Genomic DNA, 22,900 nt, shown 5'->3' on the forward strand with positions numbered 1-22,900 from the left:
TTTAATCTTCAGGTTGAACCACTATTTTACCCTGTTCCACGCGGAACATCTTGCCCTTTTCATCACTCATGTCGATTACATGCTCGACACCAATGGCGCTGACAAATACTTGAGCCTGCGTGGCTTTTAGGCGTTCAGCTAACAGCCGACGACGGGTGTCATCCAGCTCTGAGGCAAAGTCATCAATCAAATACAAACAGCGTTGTCCGCTGCTGCGCGTCAGGTATTCACCCTGCGCTAAGCGCAGCGCGCACATCAGCAGTTTTAACTGGCCGCGTGAGAGTAAATCTTCCACCGGCGTGCCCTCAGCACGAATGCGAAAATCGGCTTTATGCGGGCCGCTGGCGGTATACGTGAGCGCGCGGTCGCGCTCGAAATTGCGTTCCAGCAGTTCGGCGTAGTCGCTCTCTTTATCCCAGCCGCGCTGGAAAGAGAACGTCAACGCAAACTCCGGTAAAAACTGACCGCAGGTGGCGATGATCTCGCGGGAAATCGCCGCGCTGTATTCGGCGCGCCAGGCGCTGATCTGTTCGGCCAGCGGCACCAGTTCCTGATCCCAGGGACGAATCTGGCTGTAGCGCGAAACCTGACGCAGCGCCGCATTGCGCTGTTTCAGCAGGCGACGCAAATTGCTCCAGGCATGGAAAAAACCAGGCGAGGCGTGAAAGCAGCCCCAATCGATGTAGGCACGACGATATTTTGGACCGCCATTGAGCAGGGTAAAACCTTCCGGCGTAATCAGTTGCATCGGCAGCAGCTGCGCCAACTCGGCGACTTTGTGACCATCGCTGCCATCAATACGCACTTTGCTGTCGCCAGCGCGATTCTTGGTCAGACCGACCGACATTTCACGTTCGCTGCCTTCAATACGGCCGTGCAGCACAAAGGCGTCCTGATCGTGACGAATCACGCGGCCCGCTTGCAAACTGCGAAATGCGCGACCGTGCCCCAGCGTGTAAATCGCCTCCAGCACGCTGGTTTTACCGCTGCCATTGGCACCGACAAGGAAATTAAACCCCGGCGCCAAAGCCAGATCGGCCTGCTCGATGTTGCGAAAATCTTTAATCAGGAGGCGGGTTAAAGCCATAACGAATCCAGCGAGAAGGGGATTTTACCTAACATTTGAGATCCAGGCCGTCGACGGCGCAGCCAGTCTGGTTACGGCCAGCGCGCAGAACTTGGGAGCATACTGAAGTATGTGACCAAGGGCGAGCACTGCCCGGGACCAGAATGGCAAGTAAGCCAGGCCGATATTTATAAACGCATTGGCATGACGACGTAGGCTGCAGCCGGACTGGCCACATCCTCAATCTGCACGCTCGATACGCCATCAGTCAGCAGCAAACGCACGTTCTCGCACTTGAGCGCATTCAACACATCCAGCACGTAACTGACGTTGAAGCCAATCTCCAGATCGGTGCCGTTGTAAGAGACATCCAGCATCTCTTCCGCTTCTTCCTGCTCTGGGTTATTCGCCGTGATCTTGAGCTGATTTTCGGTGATGTAGATGCGAACACCGCGGAATTTCTCATTCGAGAGAATCGCCGCACGCGCAAACGCCTGTTTTAAAATATCACAGCCGGCTTCCAGCGCTTTGTCGGGATTCTTCGGCAGTACGCGGCGATAATCCGGGAAACGGCCATCAACCAGCTTCGACGTAAAGATAAAGTCGCCAACGTGTGCGCGGATATTGCTGCTGCCGATTTGCACCTGCAGCGGCGTTTCGCCACCGTCGAGCAAACGCATCAACTCAATCACCCCTTTACGCGGCACGATCACCGAATGGTTCGGCAGCGCCTGACCAATCGGCATGGAGCATACGGCAAGGCGATGACCATCGGTGGCGACGGTACGCAACTCTTCGCCTTCGGTTTCGAACAGCATACCGTTGAGGTAATAACGCACATCCTGATGCGCCATTGAGAACTGGGTGGCTTCAATCAGGCGTTTTAGCGTCGCCTGCGGCAAGGTGAATTCCACCTCGCTCTGCCAGTCATCCAGATTCGGGAAGTCGCTGGCGGGCAGCGTTGACAGCGAGAAACGGCTGCGGCCAGAACGCACCAGCATTCTGTCGCCTTCCAGCGTCAGGCTGATCTCAGCACCTTCCGGCAAACCGCGGCAAATATCGAGGAATTTACGCGCGGGAACCGTGGTGGCGCCCGGCTCATGTGGCTGCGTCAGCGCAACACGGGCTACCATTTCCATTTCCAGATCGGTACCGGTCAAGCGCAGCGAGCCTTCGCTTACTTGCAGCAGTAAATTTCCGAGGATTGGCAGCGTCGGGCGTCCGCCAAGTGGACCGCTAACCTGTTGCAGTGGCTTCAGTAACTGCTCACGTTCTACAATAAATTTCATATGCGTCAGGAAGATAGTGTTCGAATGAGGTTAGAGAAATCTTCTTTAATGTCGTGGCTTTCTTCACGCAGCTGCTCAATTTTACGGCAAGCGTGAAGCACGGTGGTATGGTCGCGACCACCAAACGCATCGCCAATCTCCGGCAAGCTGTGATTGGTGAGCTCTTTCGCCATCGCCATCGCCATCTGGCGCGGACGCGCTACCGAACGCGAACGGCGTTTCGACAGCAAATCCGCCACTTTAATTTTGTAATACTCGGCCACCGTTTTCTGAATATTATCGATGGTGACCAGCTTTTCCTGCAGCGCCAGCAGATCGCGCAGCGCTTCGCGCACGAAATCGATGGTAATCGCGCGACCGGTAAAGTTCGCGTTGGCAATCACGCGGTTCAGCGCGCCTTCCAGCTCGCGGACATTAGAACGCAAACGCTTAGCAATAAAGAAGGCGACTTCACCCGGCAGGCGAATATCGTTTTCATCGGCTTTCTTCATCAGGATCGCGACGCGCGTTTCCAGTTCAGGCGGCTCGATCGCCACGGTTAATCCCCAACCAAAACGTGATTTCAGGCGATCTTCTACGCCGTTGATCTCTTTTGGATAGCGATCCGAGGTCAGGATGATCTGTTGATTGCCTTCCAGCAGCGCGTTGAAGGTATGGAAGAACTCTTCCTGCGAGCGCTCTTTATTGGCAAAGAATTGAATGTCATCGATCAGCAGCGCATCAACCGAGCGGTAGTAACGCTTAAAGTCTTCGATGGCGTTGTTCTGCAAGGCTTTAACCATGTCCTGCACAAAACGCTCAGAGTGCATGTACACCACTTTGGCATTGGGCTTGCGCGCAATAATGCCGTTACCCACCGCGTGCAACAGGTGAGTTTTACCCAGGCCGGTGCCGCCATAAAGGAACAGTGGGTTATAAGCGCCGCCAGGATTATCCGCCACCTGACGTGCCGCCGCGCGCGCCAGCTGGTTCGATTTACCTTCAACGAAGTTGTCGAAGTTATGACGGTTATTCACATTGGAGCGGTAAGTCACATCGGCCGGTGCGGGAACGGAATCCCAACTTGGACGCAAAATTTGCGCGGGTGCCGGACGATTTTCGATCGGCGCGGGCGCATTGTAACTGGCCATCGCCGGTTGGTTAGTGGTGACCTGTGCTGCAGGGCGCGTACCGACTTCGAAACGCAGTAAAGGCACATTTGCACCGCAGAATTCATTCAGCAGCCCATTGATACTATTGAGATATTTATCTCTAACCCAGTCGAGTACAAACCGATTTGGTGCATACAAGGTCAGCGTATTGTCGTTTAATTCAGCTTGCAGCGGACGAATCCACATGCTGAATTCGGTGGCAGGAAGCTCATCCTGCAAACGGGCAAGACACTGTTGCCAAAGCGTAAGTGACACGGCGGACTCCACTCGTACAAAATCGATAAGAATTTTAGGCGCTAATAAATAGAAACGTAATTTTTAGACACAGACGGTTGGAAAACGCCTGCGACCGCTATTCGCGGTAGTCTTCCCCGGCGATCGCAGCGAGGATCGTCAGCGGAAGGGCGGATCATAACGTAAAGCTGCACAGAGATCTTCCCTTTCTACACAGTTTTGATCCAATTTATCCACAGGCTACTGAAGTGATAATGAGTTTACGCTTTCTGCGAAAAAAGCCAGCGTTAATGTGGCTGAAAGCGTTAATTTTTCTGGCAAGCTCTCGTTTCCGTGCAGCAAATCTGCAAACTGATCGCAAGAAGATCCTGCGCGATCCTTGCGCTTTAACCCACAGCCCGTATAATTCCCCACCCGGCATTATTGCGTGAAGCCTTGATGCCCGGAATCAGCGGGCTGTATCTGGGTTTCCAGGTGCCGCGACCAGCGAAGTGAATTGACTCTGGACTGTACAATTATTACAATCCCGCCTCTTTATTAAAGACACATTGAGGCGTTGGTCGATTTACTGGCCCGAAAACGCGTCACCCAGTGAAAATTTTCAAGTTTAGGTAGAAATCGCCATGAAACGCACTTTTCAACCGTCCGTACTGAAGCGCAACCGTTCACACGGTTTCCGTGCTCGTATGGCAACAAAAAATGGTCGTCAGGTTCTGGCACGTCGTCGTGCTAAAGGCCGTTCTCGTCTGACCGTTTCTAAGTAATAAAGCTAACCCTCGTGGTTAAGCTCGCATTTCCCAGGGAGTTACGTTTGTTAACTCCCACTCATTTCACTTTCGTCTTCCAGCAGCCACAACGAGCCGGTACGCCGCAAATCACCATACTCGGCCGACTTAACGCGCTGGGGCATCCCCGCATCGGTCTCACCGTCGCAAAAAAACATGTAAAACGCGCCCATGAACGCAACCGGATCAAGCGATTGACCCGCGAAAGCTTTCGTCTGCGTCAACATGAGCTCCCTGCAATGGATTTTGTGATCGTGGCTAAAAAAGGGATTGCTGACCTGGATAACCGTGCGCTGACGGAAGCGTTGGAGAAACTATGGCGTCGTCACTGTCGCCTGGCTCGCGGCTCCTGATTGCCCTGATACGCGTTTATCAACGCGCCATCAGCCCACTGCTGGGACCTCATTGCCGGTTCCATCCCACCTGTTCGCAGTATGGGATTGAGGCCTTGCGCCGCTTTGGCGTTGTAAAAGGCAGTTGGTTGACGATAAAACGCGTATTAAAATGCCACCCTTTGAACCCGGGTGGTGACGATCCTGTGCCGCCAAAAACCTTTGATACCAGAGAACATTAACGATGGATTCGCAACGCAATCTCTTTCTCATCGCTTTTCTGTTCGTGTCTTTTATGATCTGGCAAGCCTGGCAGACGGACCACGCTCCGCAGCCACAGCAAACCCAGACCACGCAAAACACAAACAGCGCAGCGGGTGATGCCGCCACTTCCGGCGTGCCGGCTAGCGGACAGGGCAAAACGATCACCGTTAAGACAGATGTCCTGTCACTCAACATCAATACGCGTGGTGGCGATATTGAGCAGGCTCAGCTGCTGACTTACCCGGACAAACTGGGTTCAGATGCACCGTTCCAGCTGCTTGAAACTACACCGGCCTTCGTTTATCAGGCGCAGAGTGGCTTAACTGGCCGCAACGGCCCGGATAACCCGAACAATGGCGCACGTCCGCTGTATACCACTTCGCAAGATAGCTTCGTGATGGCAGATGGCCAGAGCGAACTGCGCGTACCGTTGACCTGGACCGGTGAAAACGGCGTGGTTTACACCAAGACTTTCGTCTTCAAGCGCGGTGAGTATGCGGTAAACGTTGACTACAACATCAACAACACCACTCAGCAGCCGCTGGAAGTGTCGATGTTTGGTCAGTTGAAGCAGACCATCGACGTGCCTAAGCACCGCGATACCGGCAGCAACAACTTTGCTCTGCACACCTTCCGTGGCGCAGCGTACTCAACCAGCGATGCGAAATACGAAAAATATAAATTCGACACCATCGCGGATAACGAGAACCTGAACACCACCACCAGCAATGGTTGGGTGGCGATGCTGCAGCAGTACTTTGCTACCGCCTGGGTGCCGCGCACGCAGGGTAATAACACGCTGTACACCACTAACCTCGGCAATGGCGTAGCGGCAATTGGCTACAAATCTGCTCCTGTGACCGTTGGCGCAGGCGCACAGCAAGATCTCGGCGCAACGCTGTGGGTAGGCCCGGAAATTCAGGACCAGATGGCAGCCATCGCGCCTCACCTGGATCTGACCGTGGATTACGGCTGGTTGTGGTTCATCTCGCAGCCGCTGTTTAAGCTGCTGAAGTTCATCCACAGCTTTATCGGTAACTGGGGCTTCTCCATTATCGTTATCACCTTCATCGTGCGTGGCATCATGTACCCGCTGACCAAAGCGCAGTACACCTCCATGGCGAAGATGCGTATGCTGCAGCCAAAGATTCAGGCGATGCGTGAACGTCTGGGCGATGATAAGCAGAAACAGAGCCAGGAAATGATGGCGCTGTATAAGGCGGAGAAAGTGAACCCGCTGGGCGGCTGTCTGCCACTGGTTATCCAGATGCCAATCTTCCTGGCCTTGTACTACATGCTGTCAGGCTCGGTTGAACTGCGTCATGCGCCGTTTATTCTGTGGATTCATGACCTGTCAGCGCAGGATCCGTACTACATTCTGCCGATCATCATGGGTATCACCATGTTCTTCATTCAGAAGATGTCACCGACCACCGTGACCGATCCGATGCAGCAGAAGATCATGACCTACATGCCGGTGATCTTTACCGTGTTCTTCCTGTGGTTCCCATCAGGTCTGGTGCTGTACTACATCGTCAGCAACCTGGTGACCATTCTCCAGCAGCAGCTGATTTATCGCGGCCTGGAAAAACGTGGTCTGCATAGCCGCGACAAGAAGAAAGCGTAACGCCTGACTGCGACCAGCAGCAGCGTATAATCAAAGGGCGACATTTATGTCGCCCTATTTTTATTTATTAATACCCTAAAAGTTTAAGGTGGAATCATGAGCCACAGCGACACTATCGTTGCCCAGGCGACGCCTCCCGGCCGTGGCGGCGTTGGCATTCTGCGTATCTCCGGCGCCAAAGCCGCTGAGGTAGCGCAAGCCGTGCTCGGCAAGCTGCCAAAGCCGCGCTATGCCGACTATCTGCCCTTTACCGACGCCGATGGCAGCGTGCTGGATCAGGGCATTGCGCTGTGGTTTCCTGGCCCGAACTCCTTCACCGGTGAAGATGTGCTGGAGCTGCAAGGCCATGGCGGCCCGGTGATTCTCGACCTGCTGCTCAAGCGCATCGTGGCGCTGCCCGGCTTACGCATTGCGCAACCAGGTGAATTCTCCGAACGCGCCTTCCTTAACGACAAGCTCGATTTGGCGCAAGCCGAAGCGATTGCCGATCTGATCGATGCCAGCTCAGAGCAAGCCGCCCGCTCGGCGGTGAACTCGCTGCAGGGCGCGTTTTCCCTGCGCATCAACGCACTTGTGGAAGCACTTACTCACCTGCGCATCTATGTGGAAGCGGCCATCGACTTCCCGGATGAGGAGATCGATTTCCTTTCCGACGGCAAAATTGAAGCACAGCTCAATGTGGTGATCGGCGACCTCGACGGCGTGCGTGCCGAAGCGCGTCAGGGCAGCCTGCTACGTGAAGGGATGAAAGTGGTGATTGCCGGTCGTCCCAATGCCGGAAAATCGAGCCTGCTGAATGCCTTAGCCGGACGCGAAGCGGCGATTGTGACTGATATCGCTGGCACCACGCGCGACGTCCTGCGCGAGCACATCCATATTGACGGCATGCCGCTGCACATCATCGATACTGCCGGTTTACGTGAAGCCAGCGACGAGGTCGAGCGCATTGGTATTGAACGCGCGTGGCAGGAGATCGAGCAGGCCGACCGCGTGCTGTTTATGGTCGATGGCACCACCACAGACGCGACTGAAGCCGCCGCCATCTGGCCAGATTTTGTTGCCCGTTTGCCGGAAGCGCTGCCAATTACCGTGGTGCGTAACAAAGCGGATATGACCGGCGAAGAGCTGGGCCTCACTGAAGTGAACGGTCACTCACTGATTCGTCTCTCGGCGCGCACCGGGGAAGGTGTGGAAGCGCTGCGCGATCACCTGAAACAGAGCATGGGATTTGCCGGCAATATGGAAGGCGGATTTCTCGCCCGCCGCCGCCATCTGCAAGCACTGGAGTTAGCCGCAACGCACTTGCAGCAGGGCAAGCATCAGCTTTTAGGCGCGTGGGCCGGCGAATTACTGGCAGAAGAGTTACGTTTAGCGCAGCAGGCGCTGAGCGAAATCACCGGTGAATTCACCTCCGACGATTTGCTGGGCAGAATTTTCTCCAGTTTCTGTATTGGTAAGTAATGGCCTGCGGCGTTCTCATGTCGGGTGCGCATTCATGCGCATCTGGCGCCCGGTAGACATGCGTCTTTGTTATTTGGCTCTCCCACGCCTTTGCAGTATAACGATCATTGCCCGGCGAACAGGTCCTGCTGGGTACATTCATTATTCATGCTAAATATTGGGCGCAAGTTGCTGCCTGAACAGGAGAGAAACATGAGTACAACGCTCGACAGCGTGGCGCTGAACACGCTGTTCATTGAAGCCCGCACCCACAGCTATTGGCAGGACAAACCGGTTTCTCGAGAGGTGCTGGAGCAGCTCTATCACCTGACCGCGCTGGGCCCAACCTCGGCTAACTGCTCGCCGGGCCGTTTTGTGTTTGTGACCTCGCAGCAAGGCAAAGAGAAGCTGAAACCCGCGCTTTCCTCCGGCAACGTCGACAAAACCATGTCCGCTCCGGTAACGGTGATCGTGGCGTGGGATCCTGAGTTCTACGAAGCGCTGCCGAAGCTGTTCCCGCATGGTGATGCGCGCAGCTGGTTTACCAGCAGCCCGGATCTGGCGAAAGAGACCGCGTTCCGTAACAGCAGCTTGCAGGCAGGTTATTTGATTCTGGCCGCGCGTTCGCTGGGCCTGGATGCCGGCCCGATGTCCGGTTTCGATCCGACAAAAGTGAACGACGCCTTCTTTAGCGAGAGCAAATGGCAGGTGAACTTACTGATCAATCTCGGCTATGGCGAAGCCAGCAAACTGCACGCGCGTCTGCCACGTCTCGGCTTTGATGAAGCCAGCACCTTTGCCTGATTGAGAAAAGGCGTCGGGCTTAGCCCACGACGCCCGTTTCAAGCGGTTATCCCAGTGAATGGAAGCCGCTGTTGAAGTAGATCATCGGCTCTGCCGCTTCACCTGGCAGAGCAATGCCCACGATACGCGCCAGCAGCACGCTGTGCGTGTTCCACTCCACTACCTTCTCCAGCTGGCAATCAAAACTCACCAGCGCATCAGCCAGAATCGGCGCGCCGGTATTCAGCGTCTGCCACGTACCGTTTTGAAAACGCTCGGCGCGGCGTGAGGATTGGCTGAACTGGGCACATAAGTCGTCATGCTGCTCACGCAGCACGTTCACGGCAAAATGGCCGGCTGCGATAAAAGCATCATGACTGGACGCGCTACGATTCACGCACACCAGCAGGCTGGGTGGCTCTGCCGCCAGCGAACTGACCGACGTGGCAATCAGCCCAAGCTTTTCGCCCTGAAATTCGGTGGTAACCAGAGAAACACCCGCGGTTAAGCGACGCATGCCGTGACGAAACTCATCAAGCGAGATCGATTCCTGGCGAGAAATAGCGGTATCTGACATAAAAAACTCCGACGTGCCTGTTTTAACAATGCGCACAATGGGCAGATGAATGAAGAGTTAGCGCACTTTGATGTGCTGTTTTACTGCCCAAATCCTACACCACATCACACAGTTAGGCACTCAATCCGGCAGGTTTCTGCAAAAGCGTTCTATGCAAAGTTGCCAAATGGGATTGCCGCATGGCTTCGTCCTTATCTGAAATATCGCCTATTCCATCTTAAGCCGGATGCAAACCCATGAGAAAATTCTTACAATGGCACTGATGATTATTCGACCATTTTCATGGAGCGACAGATGGCTAGTCATTTTGTACGTTGGATAGGTAATCCGCCCTTTTCTTCTGAGAACATGCGGGTGCCACAAGAAGTAATCAACAGCGCTCAGCGCTTCGCTGACAAGCGTCGCGGACGCTTTCTCGCCGCACGCGAACTGCTGGCTCAGCTGATGTTACGCGTCTACGGTATCCGCGAACTCCCCGCGCTGACGACCAGCAGCAGCGGACGTCCCTGTTTTGCCGATGCCAACCTGCCCGATTTCAGCATCTCCTACGCCGGAAACACTATCGGTGTGCTGCTGGCCGAAGAAGGCGGCCGCGCCGGACTGGATATGGAAATTGTGCGCGCACACAGTCGCCAAACACAGGATATGCTGACACAGGATCTCTCCTCCGGCGAAAAAGCATGGATTAACGCGCAGCAGGATTTCATGGAAGCGCTGACGCAAATCTGGACGCTGCGCCAAAGTATTCTCAAGCTCACCGGCGAAACCGATAGCGGTATTGATTCACTGCGTTTGCATCCTGCGGCCGGTCGGCTGCGTTCCACCGTGTTCCCCGATATTCAGGCGGTGTGTGATGCTGAGCCCACGCTGGTGTGGTCGTGCGCGCTGTCGCCCGGCACCGAACGCTTACATCTGTGGGAGATTGATGGCGCGCAGCAGTGGCAAGCACTGCGCGATGTCGAGATGAGTAAACCCAATATCGGGCCGCATACGCTGCGCCTGACCAGTTTGGTCACGCCGCATGAGATGGGACATCCGTAAAAAAGGCCGCATCAGCGGCCTTTACTGTTTAGTGGGCATCGATAAAGACGATTTTCAGCACGAACAGTAGCGCGACCACCACCACGCACGGGCTGATTTCACGCCAGCGGCCGGTTCCCAACTTCATCACGCAGTAAGAGATAAAGCCCAACGCGATACCTTCCGTGATCGAGAAGCTGAAAGGCATCATCGCCGCAGTAACAAACGCTGGCACCGCTTCGGTGAGATCGTCCCACTGCACGCGTGACAGCGACGCCGTCATCAATACGCCAACGTAAATCAGCGCACCCGCCGCCGCATAAGAAGGCACCATCGCCGCCAGCGGTGACAGGAACATCACCAGCAGGAACAGAATCCCGGTGATCACCGCCATCAAGCCAGTACGACCGCCGATCGCCACACCGGACGAACTTTCAATGTAGGCGGTTACCGATGAGGTACCAATCAGCGAACCGGTCACCGAACTGATGCTATCGACGTACAGCGCCTGCTTCATGCGCGGGAAAGTACCTTTCTCGTCAGTCAGCCCGGCTTTATCGGTCACGCCAATCAGCGTGCCGGAGGAGTCGAACAGATTCACCAGCATAAAGGAGAAGATCACCCCGGCCATGCCGATGTTGAACGCGCCTTTGATATCAACCTGGCCCACAACAGAAGTGATCGCTGGCGGAGCGGCGAACACGCCGCTGAATTTCACATCGCCAATGATCAAGCCCAGCGCGGTCGTCACCACAATCGACACCAGCACCGCCGCATGGATATTGCGGGAAGCCAGAATTGCGATGATGAAGAAACCCAGCGCCCCAAGCAGCACGCTGTGCGAGGTCAGATTACCCACAGCTACAATGGTATCGGCGTTTGGCACGATAATTCCGGCGTTTTTCAGCCCCATCATGGCGATAAACAGACCAATACCGGCAGTGATGCCAACACGCAGGCTGAGCGGAATGTTGGCAATCATCCAGTAACGCACGCGCAGCAGTGTGAGGATCAGCAGACCCAGCGCGCCCCAGAAAATCGCGCCCATACCAATCTGCCACGAGTATCCCATGGCCCCGACCACCACAAAGGCGAAGAAGGCGTTCAGGCCCATCGCCGGTGCCAGTGCTACCGGCAAATTCGCCACCAGCCCCATCAGAATACTGCCGAACGCGGCAATCAAGCAGGTAGTAACAAACACTGCCTGCGTATCCATGCCCGCTACACCGAGAATTTGCGGGTTAACGAAAACGATGTACACCATCGTCAGGAAAGTCGTGCAACCGGCAATCACTTCGGTACGCACGGTGGTTCCGTGTTCCTGCAGTTTAAAGATGCGCTGCAAAAGGCCCTGATTAGTCATTCCACTGTTCCGCTAAAAAATTTATCGCCGCGTATCCTATAGAGTTTAGCGTGGCAAAACACTGATTTTTCGCAACCGGTTGCTCAGGGTCGCTTTCTACGCTCAGTGCGCTAGAGTGTCAGCTTATTGTTTAACAAAAGGATGATGTGCGATGTCGGTGGAATGTATTTTTTTTGATTGCGACGGCACGCTGGTCGACAGCGAAGTGATCTGTACGCAAGCTTACGTCAACACCTTTGCCCGCTACGGTATTGAACGCTCTCTGCAACAGATGTTTGAGCAGTATAAAGGGGTAAAGCTCTACGACATCATCCGCGATGTGGCGGCCGAACATCAGGTTGAACTGCCGCTCGAAGAAGTGGAAACCGCCTATCGCGCCGAAGTGGCTAGATTGTTTGATCTCGATTTGAAGCCAATTACCGGTGCCAAAGCGCTGGTGGAAAGTGTCAACGTGCCGATGTGTGTGGTTTCAAACGGCACGGTGAAGAAGATGCAGCATTCGCTGGGATTGACCGGCATGCTGCCGTATCTCGATGGCAAGCTGTACAGCGGGTATGACATTAACCACTGGAAGCCGGATCCGGAATTGATGTATCACGCCGCCGAGCAGATGCAGGTGCCGATTGAGAAGTGCATTCTGGTGGATGATTCCGAAGCGGGCGCGCGTGCCGGGATCGCGGCCGGGATTCCGGTGTTTTACTACTGCGCCGATGCGCACAATCCCGAACTCGATCATCCGCTGGTGACGCGCTTTGATGATATGGCGCAGTTGCCGGATTTGTGGCGCGCGCGTGGCTGGGATTTGGTGGGGTAGTGCTGGCTGTCCCCCATCCCGACCTTCCCCCATGAATGGGGGAAGGAGATGCTGCCACATGCAACTCCCAACCCACATATTGCAGCATCTTCCTCCCCCATTCATGGGGGAGGACCGAGGAGGGGGACAGCCAGCACAATCCAAATCAGCCAATCGCCCCTAACGAATCCTCGTTGCTCTGCTTCTTCGGCAGCAGGAACAGCGTGGCGGCGATATCCAGCAGATAAATCAGCGCCAGCAGCGTGATCGCCGCGGTGAAAGAGATATTGGTCGCCAGCAGGCCAATCACCAATGGACCAAATCCGCCCACGCCACGCCCCAAATTAAACAACACGTTCTGCGCTGTTGCGCGCGCCTGCGGTGGGAAAGTATCGGAAATCAGCGCGCCGTAGCCGCCGATCATGCCGTTCACAAACATCCCCATCAGCGCGCCGGTAAACAGCATCACCGTAGGATCGCGCAGCTGCGCATACACCACCACCATCACCACCGCGCCGAACTGATACAGCAGGAAGATTTTCCAGCGCGCGAAGCGATCGGCCAGCACGCCAAACAGCCAGATGCCGAACGTCATGCCCACCACCGTCACCGCGGTCCACAAGCCTGATTTGGTCAGGCTGAAACCGAAGCTGGACGACAGATAGCTCGGCATCCAGATCATCAATCCGTAGTAACCAAAGTTCTGCACCGAGCAGAGAATGAAAATCCCCAGGCTGGCTTTGCTGGTGGCACGATCGGCAAACAGCAATTTAAGACGTGCGCCAAACGAGAGCTGCGGCGTTTTCTCCACGTGGCGGGTAAAGCTCTCCGGCTCGCCCATGCTGCGGCGAATCACAAAGGAGACCAGCGCCGGCAGCAAACCGACGAGGAACATGCCGCGCCAGCCAATCACGCTCAGCAGCGGCGGCGTGATAAAGGCCGCCAGCAGCACACCGAGCTGCCAGCCAATGCCCACCCACGCCGAGGCGCGGTTGCGCTTCTCTTTCGGCCAGGCTTCGGCAATCAGCGCCATGCCGATGCCGAACTCTCCGCCCAATCCCACGCCCGCCAGCGTGCGGTACACCAGCAGATCCCAATAACCCTGCGCCACAGCGCACAAGCCAGTGAATACCGAGAACACCAGAATAGTGACGGTAAGGATACGGATGCGACCATAGCGATCGCTGAGATGGCCAAACACGATGCCGCCGATCACCGCGCCGATCAGCGTCCAGGTGACCAGCGAACCGGCCTGAGAAGGATCGAGCGCCAGCGAGACGCTGATCGCCGGCAGCATAAAACCAAGAATCAGCAGATCAAATCCGTCCATCGCGTAGCCGCTGATAGCAGCCACCATGGCTTTCGCCGGTGTAATGGCTTGTTTTTTAGGAGTTGGGGAAGACATGTAACAGCACCTGGCAGAAAAAAGTGCGCCAAGTATAAAGAGAGGGAATCGCCGAGAACAGACAGAATTTAAGCAGGCGGCCCGTTAGCCACAGTGGCAACGGGCCGCCGACGCATCAATCAAGAGGGTTTATTGCTGCCGTCATCGCCCGACAGCAGTTCATCCAGCTTGTCGCCGCCCACATGACGGAAATCCTGACCTTTAACGAAATAGAAGATAATTTCGCAGATGTTCTGGCAGCGATCGCCGATACGCTCGATGGCGCGGGCGCAGAACAGCGCGGTCAGCACGCTTGGGATAGTGCGCGGATCTTCCATCATGTAGGTCATCAGCTGACGCACGATGCCTTCGTACTCTTTATCCACCTTCTTATCTTCGCGGTAAATTTTGATGGCTTCGTTGAGATCCATGCGCGCGAACGCATCCAGCACGTCGTGCAGCATCTGCACAGTGTGATGACCAAGCGCTTCAAGGCTCACCAGTAGCGGCAGATGCTGCTGGCTGAACTTCTCCAGCGCAGTGCGGCTGATTTTTTCTGCCACGTCGCCAATGCGTTCCAGCTCAGAAATGGTCTTGATGATCGCCATTACCAGGCGCAAATCGCTGGCGGTCGGTTGGCGTTTGGCGATGATGCGCACGCAGGCTTCATCAATCTCCACTTCCATCATGTTGACCTTCTGGTCGCCGTCGATGACGTGACGCGCCAGCTCGCCATCCTGGTTGTGCATCGCGGTGATGGCGTCCATCAGCTGCTTCTCAACCATGCCGCCCATGATCATCACTTGCGTGCGAATGTGCTCCAGCTCCGCGTTGAACTGACCGGAGATGTGTTTGTTCAGATTTAAATTATCCATGTGCGTCTCCTGAATCAGCCGTAACGACCGGTGATGTAATCTTCGGTCTGCTTCTTTGCGGGCTTAGTGAACAAGGTATCGGTATCGCTGAACTCAATCAGCTCGCCCAGATACATAAAAGCGGTGTGGTCAGAACAACGCGCAGCCTGCTGCATGTTGTGAGTCACGATCACCACAGTGTAATCCTGCTTCAGTTCGGTGATCAGCTCTTCAATACGACCGGTTGAGATCGGATCCAGCGCGGAGCAAGGCTCATCCAGCAACAGCACTTCCGGGCGAATCGCGATGCCGCGGGCGATGCACAAACGCTGCTGCTGACCGCCGGAAAGACTGTAACCGCTCTGATGCAGCTTGTCTTTGGTTTCATTCCACAGCGCGGCTTTGGTCAGCGCCCATTGTACGCGCTCATCCATATCGGCACGCGACAGCTTCTCAAACAGCCGCACGCCGAAGGCGATGTTGTCATAAATCGACATCGGGAATGGCGTCGGCTTCTGGAACACCATACCGACGCGGGCGCGCAGCAGGGCGATATCCTGATTGGAAGCCAGAATGTTATCGCCATCCAGCAGGATGTCACCTTCAGCACGCTGCTCCGGATAGAGCGAGTACATTTTGTTGAAGGTGCGCAGCAAAGTGGATTTACCGCAGCCTGATGGGCCGATAAACGCGGTCACCTGGTTTTTGGTGATATCCAGATTGATGTTTTTCAGCGCGTGAAACTTACCGTAATAGAAGTTCAGATTACGGACCTGAATTTTACCGGCTGATGAAGTCACGTTACTCATTCTCGTCTCTCATAAGCAGCGCCGCCGAAGCCGCGCCGGGAAATTAGTGTTTGCCCTTGGCGAAAACCACACGCGCCACAATGTTTAGCAGCAGCACGCACACGGTAATAATCAGCACACCCGCCCACGCCAGGCTTTGCCACTCGGCAAACGGGCTCATGGCGAATTTAAAGATGGTGACCGGCAGGTTAGCGATCGGCTGCATCATGTCGGTGCTCCAGAACTGGTTCGACAGCGCAGTAAACAGCAGCGGTGCGGTTTCACCGGCGATACGCGCCACGGCCAACAGCACACCGGTGATGATGCCGGAAACCGAGGCTTTCAGCGTAATCGCCGAAATCATCTTCCACTTCGGCGTACCCAGCGCATAAGCCGCTTCACGCATGCTGTCGGGTACCAGACGCAGCATATTTTCGGAGGTACGAATCACAATCGGGATTTGCAGCAGCGCCAGCGCTACTACGCCCGCCCAACCGGAGAAGTGCTGCATCTGCGATACCACAATGGTGTAAACAAACAGCCCCACCACAATCGACGGTGCTGACAGCAGAATGTCGTTGATGAAGCGAATCACTTCCGCCAGCCAGTGTTTACGGCCATATTCCGCCAGATAAATCCCAGCCATGATGCCGAGCGGCGTTCCGATGATCGTTGACCAGAAAATCAGTAAACCGCTGCCGAGTAAGGCATTGGCTAAACCACCGCCTGCGGTGTTGGGCGGCGGTGTCGATTCGGTAAACAGCTCCCAGCTCAACCCATCAACGCCGCGCGTAACAGTGGTGAACAGAATCCACACCAGCCAGAACAGACCGAATGCCATGGTCATCAGCGACAGCGTCAGGGCAATTTTGTTTTTGGTACTGCGCCATGCCTGCATTTTGCGGCGCGAGGCTTCCAGCTCAGCGCGAGCCTGAACTTCAATAGCGGTCATGAACGGGCTCCTTCACTCTTCGCCAGACGCAGGATCATCAGTTTGGAGATCGCCAGCACGATAAAGGTAATCACGAACAGAATCAGACCCAGCTCCATCAGAGCCGCAACATGGACACCGGATTCCGCTTCGGCGAATTCGTTGGCCAGCGCGGAGGTGATGCTGTTGCCCGGCATAAACAGCGAGGCGCTGTCGAGCTGGTAGGTGTTACCGATGATAAAGGTCACCGCCATGGTTTCACCCAACGCGCGGCCCAGGCCAAGCATCACGCCGCCGATCACGCCATTTTTGGTGAACGGCAGCACGATGCGCCAGATCACTTCCCACGTGGTGCAGCCGATACCGTAAGCCGACTCTTTCATCATCACCGGCGTTTGTTCAAATACGTCGCGCATCACCGAGGCGATGTACGGGATGATCATGATGGCGAGAATCACGCCCGCCGCCAGAATACCGATACCGAATGCCGGGCCAGAGAATAGCGTGCCGACAATCGGGATATTCGCCATCACGTTGCCAACCGGCGTCTGGAAATATTCGGCGAACAGCGGCGCGAAAACAAACAGGCCCCACATGCCGTACACGATGCTGGGGATGGCCGCCAGCAGCTCAATGGCGGTGCCCAACGGGCGACGCAGCCAGCCTGGCGCCAGTTCGGTCAGGAACAGCGCGATGCCGAAGCTCACCGGCACGGCAATGATCAAGGCAATAATCGAGGTGACGAGGGTGCCGTAAATCGGTACCAGCGCACCAAATTGTTCGTTTGGCGCATCCCAGGTTTTGTTCCACAGGAAAGAGAAACCAAATTTTTGGATGCTTGGCCAGGAGGAGAAAATCAGGGAGACGATAATGCCGCCCATCAACAGCAACACGACAAGCGCGGATAGCTTCACCAGCGCGCCGAAAATCATGTCGCCTTGTTTACCGGGGGCTTTGAACGTCGGCTTAGTGGCAGCCATAGAATTCTCTGTTCTCAGGGGGATGTCAGGGCGGCACGCAGGCCGCCCATTGGGGTTGGCCAACCGTCTCGGCTGGCCGGGTCAATCTGTTACTGGTACAGCGCTTTACCGGAGCTATCTTTGATGTTCGCTTTCCACGCTGCACGAATCTGGTTAGCTACGCTTTCTGGCAGCGCGGCGTAATCCAGGTCGGTTGCGGTTTTGCTGCCACCTTTGTATGCCCAGTCGAAGAACTTCAGCACTTCGCTACCTTTCTCCGCATTCGCCTGATCTTTGTAAATCAGGATGAAGGTGGTTGAGGTGATCGGCCATGCATCGTTGCCTTTCTGGAAGGTCAGATCCTGAGCAAAGGTTTTGCTCCAGTCTGCGCCTTTCGCGGCGTTAGCAAAGCTCTCTTCACTTGGTGCGACCGCTTTACCGTCGGCATCAACCAGTTTGGTGTAGGTCAGGTTGTTCTGCTTGGCGTAAGCGTATTCCACATAGCCAATTGAACCCGGCAGACGCTGTACAAACGCGGCCACGCCGTCGTTACCTTTACCGCCCAGACCGGTTGGCCAGTTAACGGTGTTACCTTTACCGATTTTGCTGTTCCACTCTTCGTTCACTTTTGCCAGGTAGCTGGTGAAGACGAAAGAAGTACCGGAACCGTCAGCGCGGCGAACCACGTTGATGTTGGAATCTGGCAGTTTCACGCCTGGGTTCAGTTTAGTGATCGCCGGGTCGTTCCACTTTTTGATGGTGCCGAGGTAGATGTCGCCCACGGTTTTACCGTCAAGAGTCAGTTCACCAGATTTCACACCTGGGATGTTAACCGCCAGCACCACACCACCAATGACGGTAGGGAACTGGAACAGGCCATTTTTCTGCAGATCTTCTTCTTTCATTGGCGCATCAGACGCACCGAAATCGACGGTTTTCGCGATGATTTGCTTCACGCCGCCGGAAGAACCAATACCCTGATAGTTGATTTTGCTACCGGTGGCTTGCTGGTACTCGGCTGCCCACTTGGCATAAACCGGCGCCGGGAATGTCCCGCCTGCGCCCGTCAGATCGGTGGCTGCAAAAGCAGAAACCGCGCTTACTGCGAAGGTGGCGGCGAGGATTCGGGCTACGGTGCTACGCATCAGTGTCATGTTCCCTCCAGGGGATTCAAAAAAATCAGGCTCAATGCCTTTTTAGTAGGAGTCAGTGATTGCTGCTGGAGGGAAAATAGGACAGTTTGATGACAGTGAAATGTACGAAATGTGACAGTTATATGACAGCGTACAGAAATGAAGCGGGCCCGTTGCGGGCCCACTCTTGTTACTGATTATTCAACGGTAACCGATTTCGCCAGGTTACGCGGCTGGTCAACATCGGTACCTTTAATCAGCGCCACATGGTACGAGAGCAGCTGTAACGGCACGGTGTAGAAGATCGGTGCAATCACCTCTTCTACGTGCGGCAGGGAGATGATTTTCATGCCATCGCTGTCGCTGAAACCGGCATCCTGATCGGCAAACACATACAGCAAACCGCCGCGCGCGCGTACCTCTTCAATATTGGATTTCAGCTTCTCCAGCAGTTCGTTGTTGGGCGCGACCACGATCACTGGCATATCCGCATCAATCAGCGCCAGCGGGCCGTGCTTCAACTCGCCCGCCGCATAGGCTTCGGCGTGGATATAGGAGATCTCTTTCAGCTTCAGCGCGCCTTCCATCGCGATCGGATACTGATCGCCACGGCCAAGGAACAGCGCGTGATGCTTATCAGAGAAACCTTCCGCCAGGTTTTCGATCACTTTGTCCTGCGCCAGCATCTGTTCGATGCGGCTCGGCAAGGCCTGCAGCGCGTGCACAATCTCGTGCTCGGTTTCGGCTTTCATGCCGTGCAGACGACCGAGTTTCGCCACCAGCATCAGCAATACTGCCAGCTGCGTGGTGAAGGCTTTGGTGGATGCCACGCCAATTTCAGTGCCGGCTTTGGTCATCAGCGCTAAATCGGATTCACGCACCAGCGATGAACCGGCCACATTACAGATGGCCAGCGAACCGAGATAACCCAGCTCTTTCGACAGGCGCAGCGCCGCCAGCGTATCGGCGGTTTCACCCGATTGTGACAGCGTGATCAGCAGGCTATTTTTACGCACTGCAGATTTGCGATAACGGAATTCCGAGGCGATTTCCACATCACAAGGCAGGTTAGCCAGCGACTCAAACCAGTAACGCGAAACCATGCCGGAGTTGTATGACGTACCGCAGGCGATGATCTGAATATGTTCGACCTGGCTCAACAGCGTCTCAGCATCCGGGCCCAGCTCGCTGAGATCGACTTCGCCGTGATTAAAACGACCGGTGATGGTGTTTTTGATCGCGTTCGGCTGCTCGTAAATCTCTTTCTGCATGTAATGACGATAGATGCCTTTGTCGCCGGCATCGTACTGCGCGGTCGATTCAATTTCAGCGCGCTTAGCCGTTTTACCGTCACGATCGATAATGGTGACCTCGCGGCGGGTGATCTCGGCAATATCGCCCTCTTCCAGATAGATGAAGCGACGCGTCACCGGCAGCAGAGCCAGCTGATCGGAAGCAATAAAGTTTTCACCCACGCCACGGCCAATCACCAGCGGGCTACCGGAACGCGCCGCCACCAGCAGCGAAGGATCGCGGCTGTCCATGATCACCATGCCATATGCACCGCGCAGCTGCGGAATGACGCGCAGCACCACTTCACGCAGCGTGCCGCCCTGCTTCTGCTCCCAATGAACCAGATGCGCCACCACTTCGGTGTCGGTTTCTGAGGCAAAATGATAGCCGCGCTCAAGCAACTGCGCGCGCAGCGGCTCATGGTTCTCAATGATGCCGTTGTGCACGATGATGATGTGCTCGGAAACGTGCGGATGCGCATTGGCCTCCGACGGTTCACCGTGTGTCGCCCAGCGCGTATGTGCGATACCGGTGCCGCCAATCAGCGGCTGCTGCTCTGCGGCTTCCGCCAGGTTCTGCACTTTACCCAGACGACGCAGGCGCGTCATATGGCCCTGACGATCGACGACGGCTAATCCCGCGGAGTCATAACCGCGATACTCAAGACGACGCAAACCTTCCAGCAGAATTTCTGCGATGTCACGCTGCGCTACTGCACCAACAATTCCACACATAGTAATTTCCTGACTTCATGGCTTTCGGCCATTGCGTTGTCATACGACCTGATTTCCCCGAGCCTTGTAGAGAGTGGGGATATTTTTTTATGGCACTGCTAACAGGCCGATCGTTGTCGGCCTTTAAAATTTATTTTTTCTTAACAGGACGCTGCCAGCCCGATTTTTGATTCTGTTCTTTACGGTTGTAGACCAGATCCGCAGCTAACACATCTTTCATTATCGTGGTGCCCGCGGCGATGGTCGCACCGCTCGCCACGCTGACTGGCGCCACCAGCTGGGTATCCGAACCGATAAACACGTTGTCGCCAATGATGGTTTTGGATTTGTTGGCGCCATCATAGTTACAGGTAATGGTACCCGCACCGATATTCACGCCCGCGCCAATTTCCGCATCGCCGAGATAAGAGAGATGACCGGCTTTGGAGCCTTTGCCGAGCGTGGCTTTCTTCATCTCTACAAAGTTGCCCACATGCGCCGCTTCCGCCAACTCGCTGCCCGGACGCAGACGCGCAAAAGGCCCAACCGTACAAGCAGCGGCTAACGTGGCATCTTCGATCACCGAATAAGGGCTGATTTCACAGTCGTCAGCAATCACGCTGTTTTTGATGATGCAGCCGGCACCGATTTTGACGCGGTTGCCGAGCGTGACTTTGCCTTCGATGATCACGTTGGTGTCGATCTCCACATCGCGGCCGTGTTGCAACGCACCGCGCAGATCGAAACGCGCCGGATCGCGCAGCATCACACCCGCCAGCAGCAGCTTTTCTGCCTGCTCGCTTTGGTAGACACGCTCAAGCGTTGCCAGCTGCAGGCGATTGTTGACGCCATCGGTTTCGCTGATGCGCGCCGGATGCACCGCATTGATCACGCGGCCTTCGTGGTGCGCCATGGCGATGATGTCGGTGATATAGAATTCGCCCTGCGCATTATTGTTGTTAAGTTGTGCCAGCCAGCGCTTGAGGTCGCCACCGTTGGCAACCAATATGCCGGTGTTAATTTCCTGAATTTTTAGCTGTTCTGGCGAGGCATCTTTCTGCTCAATGATGCCGATCACCGTGCCGTTTTCACGCACGATACGACCGTAGCCGGTGGGGTTATCCAGAACCACGGTGAGTAAGCCAATGCCGCCCGCGGGTTTCGCGTCGCGCAGACGTTGCAAACTGGCCTGCGAGATCAGCGGCACGTCGCCGTACAGCATCAGAATATCTTCGTCATCGGCAAAGAAGGGTGCCGCCTGCTGCATCGCATGACCAGTACCCAGTTGCTCTGCCTGCAGCACCCAGTTGAGTGCGTTATGCGCTAACGTTGACTGCAGTAAATCTCCGCCGTGGCCATAAACCAGATGGATCTGCTGGGCGCCCAAACCGGTTGCGGCATCAATAACGTGCTGAACCATTGGTTTACCTGCAAGAGTATGCAGAACTTTGGGCAGGTCGGAATACATTCGGGTGCCTTTGCCAGCGGCTAAGATCACCACACTCATCGCGTTCGTAGACATAACTATCCTGATTCTCTTCAACTTTCGAAAGTGTAAGGTTTAACCCCGAGATTACTACATTTTTCTCGGGTCGAAATTAGCCGGGCTCAGCGCCAGGCGGCAAATTTTGGGCAAAAAAAATGCCAACCCAAAGGGCTGGCATTTCGTGACGCATAAAGCCTGATTACATCGCTTTTTTGGTCAGCTCGATGACACGCAGTTTCGCGATGGCTTTCGCCAGTTCCGCAGAAGCCTGAGCATAATCCACGTCGCCGTGGCTGCTGTTCATGTGCTCTTCCGCTTTACGTTTCGCTTCCAGCGCGCGCGCTTCGTCGAGGTCTTCACCGCGAATCGCGGTGTCGGCCAGAACGGTGGTGCTGCCAGGCTGAACTTCCAGCACGCCGCCAGAGAGGTAAATAAACTCCTCTTCGCCGTGCTGTTTCACGATGTGAATCATACCAGGCTTGATGGCTGTCAGCAGCGGGGCGTGGCCAGGACGAATCCCCAGCTCACCTTCGCTACCTGACACCTGGATACGCTCGACCAGACCGGAGAACATTTGTTGCTCCGCGCTGACCACGTCCAGATGATAAGTCATAGCCATACCATTCCTCCTGGGA

22 protein-coding genes are annotated in these 22,900 nt (G+C 55.4%); 8 read left to right on the plus strand and 14 right to left on the minus strand.

The features are described 5' to 3' along the window. Nucleotide 1 precedes the first annotated feature (1 nt). The 3 genes from recF to dnaA form a co-directional block, all read right to left on the minus strand. Nucleotides 2–1,087, minus strand: coding sequence for a DNA replication/repair protein RecF (gene recF / locus K5Y33_RS20635; RefSeq protein WP_101763896.1), 1,086 nt, complete (start codon nt 1,085–1,087; stop codon nt 2–4). 167 nt (nt 1,088–1,254) lie between these two features. Continuing rightward, the gene (gene dnaN / locus K5Y33_RS20640; protein ID WP_008105300.1) at nt 1,255–2,355 is read right to left on the minus strand and encodes a DNA polymerase III subunit beta; all 1,101 of its coding nucleotides are present in this window, start codon (nt 2,353–2,355) and stop codon (nt 1,255–1,257) included. 5 nt (nt 2,356–2,360) lie between these two features. Continuing rightward, entirely contained in the window at nt 2,361–3,761 is a 1,401-nt protein-coding gene (gene dnaA, locus K5Y33_RS20645; protein ID WP_222235015.1) for a chromosomal replication initiator protein DnaA, read from the minus strand. Between the two features lie 602 nt (nt 3,762–4,363). Here dnaA and rpmH point away from each other — a divergent pair. The 6 genes from rpmH (at nt 4,364) to K5Y33_RS20675 (ending at nt 8,992) form a co-directional block, all read left to right on the plus strand. After that, nucleotides 4,364–4,504: a 50S ribosomal protein L34 gene (gene rpmH, locus K5Y33_RS20650; RefSeq protein ID WP_003849659.1), complete on the plus strand. Its 141-nt coding sequence runs from the start codon at nt 4,364–4,366 to the stop codon at nt 4,502–4,504. Between the two features lie 14 nt (nt 4,505–4,518). Further along, complete coding sequence (rnpA, locus tag K5Y33_RS20655; protein WP_036648555.1) at nt 4,519–4,878, plus strand: ribonuclease P protein component; 360 nt, start codon at nt 4,519–4,521, stop codon at nt 4,876–4,878. After that, on the plus strand, nt 4,842–5,099 hold the full coding sequence (yidD, locus tag K5Y33_RS20660; RefSeq protein ID WP_007893564.1) for a membrane protein insertion efficiency factor YidD: 258 nt from the start codon (nt 4,842–4,844) through the stop codon (nt 5,097–5,099). The genes rnpA and yidD overlap by 37 nt, the downstream gene beginning before the upstream one ends. A 2-nt stretch (nt 5,100–5,101) precedes the next feature. Further along, nucleotides 5,102–6,748: a membrane protein insertase YidC gene (yidC, locus tag K5Y33_RS20665; RefSeq protein WP_137386829.1), complete on the plus strand. Its 1,647-nt coding sequence runs from the start codon at nt 5,102–5,104 to the stop codon at nt 6,746–6,748. Between the two features lie 96 nt (nt 6,749–6,844). Next, entirely contained in the window at nt 6,845–8,209 is a 1,365-nt protein-coding gene (mnmE, locus tag K5Y33_RS20670; RefSeq protein WP_137386828.1) for a tRNA uridine-5-carboxymethylaminomethyl(34) synthesis GTPase MnmE, read from the plus strand. A 192-nt stretch (nt 8,210–8,401) separates the two neighbouring features. Next, the gene (locus K5Y33_RS20675; RefSeq protein ID WP_222235016.1) at nt 8,402–8,992 is read left to right on the plus strand and encodes a malonic semialdehyde reductase; all 591 of its coding nucleotides are present in this window, start codon (nt 8,402–8,404) and stop codon (nt 8,990–8,992) included. Between the two features lie 46 nt (nt 8,993–9,038). Here K5Y33_RS20675 and K5Y33_RS20680 read toward each other — a convergent pair whose 3' ends face one another. Further along, nucleotides 9,039–9,548: a flavin reductase family protein gene (locus K5Y33_RS20680; RefSeq protein WP_101763900.1), complete on the minus strand. Its 510-nt coding sequence runs from the start codon at nt 9,546–9,548 to the stop codon at nt 9,039–9,041. 294 nt (nt 9,549–9,842) lie between these two features. Here K5Y33_RS20680 and K5Y33_RS20685 point away from each other — a divergent pair, with 294 nt between their 5' ends. Further along, nucleotides 9,843–10,589 carry a 4'-phosphopantetheinyl transferase superfamily protein gene (locus K5Y33_RS20685; protein ID WP_110868240.1) on the plus strand — a complete coding sequence of 249 codons (747 nt, stop codon included), beginning with the start codon at nt 9,843–9,845 and terminating at the stop codon, nt 10,587–10,589. A 28-nt stretch (nt 10,590–10,617) separates the two neighbouring features. Here K5Y33_RS20685 and K5Y33_RS20690 read toward each other — a convergent pair whose 3' ends face one another. Beyond that, nucleotides 10,618–11,931, minus strand: coding sequence for an NCS2 family permease (locus K5Y33_RS20690; RefSeq protein ID WP_101763902.1), 1,314 nt, complete (start codon nt 11,929–11,931; stop codon nt 10,618–10,620). 151 nt (nt 11,932–12,082) lie between these two features. Here K5Y33_RS20690 and yieH point away from each other — a divergent pair, with 151 nt between their 5' ends. Continuing rightward, nucleotides 12,083–12,745 carry a 6-phosphogluconate phosphatase gene (gene yieH, locus K5Y33_RS20695; RefSeq protein ID WP_101763903.1) on the plus strand — a complete coding sequence of 221 codons (663 nt, stop codon included), beginning with the start codon at nt 12,083–12,085 and terminating at the stop codon, nt 12,743–12,745. A gap of 145 nt (nt 12,746–12,890) precedes the next feature. Here yieH and K5Y33_RS20700 read toward each other — a convergent pair whose 3' ends face one another. The 9 genes from K5Y33_RS20700 to K5Y33_RS20740 all read right to left on the minus strand — a co-directional run bounded on the left by K5Y33_RS20700 (nt 12,891) and on the right by K5Y33_RS20740 (nt 22,884). Continuing rightward, nucleotides 12,891–14,129, minus strand: coding sequence for an MFS transporter (locus tag K5Y33_RS20700; protein WP_101763904.1), 1,239 nt, complete (start codon nt 14,127–14,129; stop codon nt 12,891–12,893). Nucleotides 14,130–14,248: 119 nt separating this feature from the next. After that, the gene (phoU, locus tag K5Y33_RS20705; RefSeq protein ID WP_007893583.1) at nt 14,249–14,983 is read right to left on the minus strand and encodes a phosphate signaling complex protein PhoU; all 735 of its coding nucleotides are present in this window, start codon (nt 14,981–14,983) and stop codon (nt 14,249–14,251) included. 14 nt (nt 14,984–14,997) lie between these two features. Further along, complete coding sequence (gene pstB, locus K5Y33_RS20710; protein WP_101763905.1) at nt 14,998–15,771, minus strand: phosphate ABC transporter ATP-binding protein PstB; 774 nt, start codon at nt 15,769–15,771, stop codon at nt 14,998–15,000. A 43-nt stretch (nt 15,772–15,814) separates the two neighbouring features. Next, on the minus strand, nt 15,815–16,702 hold the full coding sequence (gene pstA, locus K5Y33_RS20715; protein WP_101763906.1) for a phosphate ABC transporter permease PstA: 888 nt from the start codon (nt 16,700–16,702) through the stop codon (nt 15,815–15,817). Continuing rightward, nucleotides 16,699–17,661 carry a phosphate ABC transporter permease PstC gene (gene pstC / locus K5Y33_RS20720; protein WP_222235017.1) on the minus strand — a complete coding sequence of 321 codons (963 nt, stop codon included), beginning with the start codon at nt 17,659–17,661 and terminating at the stop codon, nt 16,699–16,701. Before pstC ends, pstA begins: the two co-directional genes overlap by 4 nt. 89 nt (nt 17,662–17,750) lie before the next feature. Then, nucleotides 17,751–18,794: a phosphate ABC transporter substrate-binding protein PstS gene (gene pstS / locus K5Y33_RS20725; RefSeq protein ID WP_049852409.1), complete on the minus strand. Its 1,044-nt coding sequence runs from the start codon at nt 18,792–18,794 to the stop codon at nt 17,751–17,753. Between the two features lie 176 nt (nt 18,795–18,970). After that, nucleotides 18,971–20,800, minus strand: coding sequence for a glutamine--fructose-6-phosphate transaminase (isomerizing) (glmS, locus tag K5Y33_RS20730; protein ID WP_101763908.1), 1,830 nt, complete (start codon nt 20,798–20,800; stop codon nt 18,971–18,973). A gap of 130 nt (nt 20,801–20,930) precedes the next feature. Beyond that, on the minus strand, nt 20,931–22,301 hold the full coding sequence (gene glmU, locus K5Y33_RS20735; RefSeq protein ID WP_222235018.1) for a bifunctional UDP-N-acetylglucosamine diphosphorylase/glucosamine-1-phosphate N-acetyltransferase GlmU: 1,371 nt from the start codon (nt 22,299–22,301) through the stop codon (nt 20,931–20,933). Between the two features lie 163 nt (nt 22,302–22,464). Beyond that, nucleotides 22,465–22,884, minus strand: coding sequence for a F0F1 ATP synthase subunit epsilon (locus tag K5Y33_RS20740; protein WP_008106717.1), 420 nt, complete (start codon nt 22,882–22,884; stop codon nt 22,465–22,467). Between the last annotated feature and the right edge of the window lie 16 nt (nt 22,885–22,900).

The organism is Pantoea sp. DY-17 (assembly GCF_019795975.1).
GTDB classification, from domain to species: domain Bacteria; phylum Pseudomonadota; class Gammaproteobacteria; order Enterobacterales; family Enterobacteriaceae; genus Pantoea; species Pantoea leporis.